The organism is Pseudomonas sp. ICMP 10191 (assembly GCF_001467335.1).
Classification (GTDB): domain Bacteria; phylum Pseudomonadota; class Gammaproteobacteria; order Pseudomonadales; family Pseudomonadaceae; genus Aquipseudomonas; species Aquipseudomonas cerasi.
The window spans coordinates 1-4,052 of sequence record NZ_LKGW01000160.1 but is presented as its reverse complement, the minus strand read 5'-3'; the positions used below and the strand labels follow the sequence as shown (position 1 = coordinate 4,052).

1 protein-coding gene is annotated in these 4,052 nt (G+C 61.1%); it reads right to left on the bottom strand.

The features are described from left to right. Positions 1-45: 45 nt before the first annotated feature. Positions 46-4,052 (bottom strand): non-ribosomal peptide synthetase (locus AO388_RS24210; protein ID WP_153004014.1); only part of this gene is annotated, 4,007 nt, incomplete at its 5' end.

Below are 4,052 nucleotides of genomic sequence, written 5' to 3'. Positions count from 1 at the left end.
CAACCACTCGACCGTTTGCAAACCGGTCGGGTGGTTGCCGTGGCTTCAGATACGGCGTTTGCGCTTGAACGTCGGAATTTTCGTCTCCGGCACCTCCAGCCGCTTGACCTTGCCCACTGACGCCGCCACCTGAATAAGCGTCGGATGACCGAACAGCACTCTAACGTCAGCTTCGAGGTCCGCCTGACGCATGCGCTCAATCAGGCTCACCGCCAACAAAGAATGCCCGCCCAGTTCGAAGAAATGGTCATGACGTCCGACCTTTTCGACATTAAGCAGGTCCGCCCAAAGCGCTGCCAGTTTGATCTCGACGTCACCCACCGGGGCTTCGTAAGCGCGCGAGACAAGTGCGCTGCTGTCCGGTGCCGGCAGGGCCTTGCGGTCGAGCTTGCCGTTCGGCGTCAGCGGCCACGCGTCAAGCGGCATATAAGCTGCCGGGAGCATGTAGTCCGGCAGCAGCCCTTGCAGGTACGTGCGCAGATCGCTGCTTTCCGGTAGCCGTGCAGGGTCGGACGCTGTGAAATACGCCACCAGACGGGTTTCGCCTGGTACGTCCTCACGGGCGACAACCACCGTTTCCTGTACCCCTGGGTGCTTGGCCAGACACGTTTCGATCTCGCCCAGTTCGATACGGAAACCACGGATTTTCACCTGATCATCGTTACGACCCAGGTATTCGATATTGCCATCCGGCAGATAACGGCCAAGGTCACCCGTGCGGTACATGCGTGCCGCGGGCTGCTGGCTGAACGGGTCTTTCAGGAAACGTTCTGCGGTCAGATCATCGCGGTTCAGATAACCACGGGCCACACCTGCCCCGCCGATGTAGATTTCACCCGGCATACCTCGCGGAACGAGCTGTTGCTGCTCGTCCAGCAGATAGAACCGGGTGTTGCCCACCGGCCTGCCGATATGCGGAGCGAAGCCGTCTTCGCGGTCCATCGCCACCCAGCTTGAGTAAGTGGTGGTTTCGGACGGCCCGTACAGGTTGCAAAGGCGCTGCACGCCGGTTGTCTCGAACAGTGATTCGACCAGACTGCGCTTGAGCGCTTCGCCAGCGACGTTGACGGTGTGAACCGATCCTGGCAACCCGTTGATTTCCAGCAGCGCTTTCAGCGCTGACGGCACGGTGTTGATCAGGCCGATATCGTGTTCGCCGTGTTGCAGTTCAAGAACGTTTTTCACCACGTTGATGCTGCCACCCGATGTCAGCGGCGCAAAGCACTCGTAGACCGCGAGGTCGAAGTTCAGCGAGGTGGAGAACAGCGTTTTTTCCAGCGCAGAACCGTCGAAAGCCGTGTGCGCCCAGGTCAGGAAGTTAACGGTGTTGCGGTGTTCGATCATCACGCCTTTCGGCATACCGGTCGAACCCGAGGTGTAGATCAGGTACGCCAGATGTGCCGAGGTCAGGCCCTCGACTTCCGGGTTCTGTATGGATTCGTGTTGCCAGGCGCTCTGATCATCAAGGTCGATGGTCTGCACCGAAACGCCTGCCAGCAAATGCCGAGTGGCTGCCTTGACCAACACCGCCGCTGGCTCACTGTCCTGCAATATGTAAGTAATTCGTTCGGCCGGATAAGCCGGGTCCAGCGGCACATAGCCACCGCCCGCCTTGAGGATCGCCAGCAAGCCGACGATCATTTCTGCCCCGCGTTCTACGCAGATCCCCACGCGGGAATCCGGCTGAACGCCCTGTTTACGCAAGGCATGGGCCAGGCGGTTGGCCTGGTCGTTGAGCTCGCCATACGTCAGGCGCAGTTCGCCATGCACCACCGCCAAAGCCTGCGGCGAGCGCTCGACCTGCGCTTCGAACAGGCCATGAATGGTCTGCTGCTGCGGGTAATCCAGCTCGGTAGCGTTGAGCCCGAACACCAGTTGCTCACGCTCTGCTGCCGGCACAACCGACAAACCTGCCAGAGGCATCTCGCTGGACTGCTCCAGTGTGCTGACCATGCTCTCCAGTGCCGTCTGCATATACGCGCAGACCCGTTGCGCATCGATACTGGCGATGGTTTGGACCGTGAGGCTGAAGCCCACCCCTTCATCGTTGACCGAAAGGGTCAACGGATAGTTGGTGCGTTCTTCACTGTGCAGATGTTCAATGCCCTGCCAGGCGTCGAAAGCCTGCTGATTGACCTCTGCGTCGACATGCCGATAGTTAAGCAAGGCACTGAACAGTGGCGTTGACGCGGGCACCCCGCTGCAGCGCTGGGCCAGTACCAGTGAGGCGTGCTCATGGGCGACCAAGCCACTGAGCCGTGCGTGAGTGGTTTTCAGGCCACTGCGCACGCCCTGCTCACCCAGCGTGACGCGCAGCGGCAAGGTGTTGATGAACATTCCCAACGCCCTGTCGGAGCCGACACCGCCCTGCAAACGACCGAGCAACACGGTGCCGAATACCACATCGTCTTTGCCTGACACCGCGCCCAATACACGGGCCCAGGCCAGGTGATACAGGCTGGCGGAGCTGACCCCGAGTTGACGAGCCTGCGCCCGCAAGCGCTGACTCAGGTCGATATCGACCCGCTGGCATGCTTCCTCGATACCGCGCCCGTTGCCCTGCACGTCCTGCACGCCGAATGGCAGCGTGGGCTCGTCGATGTCACCGAGCATGTCACGGAAAAACGCCTCATGTTCCTCGCGGCTTACACCGAGTCTGGCCTGGGCCACGTAATTGCGATAAGGCACGGACGGCGGCAGCGAGGCTTGCCGGCCGAGCATGTGCGCCTCGATTTCGCTGGTGAGAATGCGCAGCGACGTGGCGTCGTCAACCAGGTGGTGGAACAACAGCATGCCCAGCCAGCGATTATTTACCGCGTCGTGGGCATAACCGATGCGCAGCATCGGTGCCTGACGGATGTCCAGGCGCGTGTGACGCGGGTCGAGACGCTTGAGCAACTGTTCGGTGACCTCGCCATCGGCCGGGTCTATTATCAGCTCATCAAGCATCAGAGGCGCTTCACGCCAGACCACTTGCACCGGAGCCTCGAGACGCTCCCAAAGCACGGCGGTGCGGAGGATATCGTGCCGCGCGATTACAGCTTGCAGTGCCTGGGCGAAACTGTGCAGACGCTGGTTATTGTCGAAGGAAAATAGTGCGTATTGCAGGTACGGGTCACCCTCGACCGCTGCAAGGTGGTGATACAAAATCCCCTCCTGCAGCGGCGCCAGGGCATAGATGTCCTGCACGTTGGCCATGCCGCCGGGCACGCTGGACGCCACGCGGTCGATGTCGTCCTGGCTCAGTGATGCCAGCGGCAGCATGTCTGGAGTGATGCGCTCGCAGTCGGTGGGAATAAGGTTGGCGGGCACCTCGACGGCCCCCTTGCCGCCCACCGCCGCCGCCAGGGCTGACAGGGTCGGCTGGCTGAACAGCACGCGTACATCGGCAATCAGATCGATCTGGCGCATGCGCTCGATCAGTTTCACGGCCAGCAGAGAGTGGCCGCCCAGTTCGAAGAAGTGGTCATGCCTGCCGACCTGCTCCAGTTGCAGCAGGTCTTGCCAGATATGCGCAATGGCCATCTCGGTATCGCTTTCGGGCGCCTCGTAGCCACGGCTGATCAGCGCATCACCGTCCGGTGCGGGTAGCGCCTTGCGATCCAGCTTGCCGTTCGGCGTCAGTGGCATGGTATCGAGCAGTACGTAGATGGCCGGAACCATGTATTCAGGCAACTGTTGCTGCAGGTGACTGCGCAGGGTTTCGATATCGACAGCAGTGTGCTCGGCAGATGGTATGTCTTCACGAGCCGTGACCACCGCTTCATGAACCGCCGGGTGTTTGGCCAAGGCGGCCTCGATTTCGCCGATCTCGATACGCAAGCCGCGAATCTTCACCTGGAAGTCATTACGACCCAGGTATTCCAGCGCGCCATTGGCCAGCCAGCGACCCACGTCGCCGGTTTTGTACAGGCGGGCCTGCGGGTCGCTGGAAAACGGGTCAGCGACGAAACGCTCGGCACTCAGTTCTGGCTGGTTCAAATAACCCCGCGCTACGCCGATGCCGCCAATGTGCAGCTCACCAGCCACACCCAGCGGTTGCAACTGGCCCA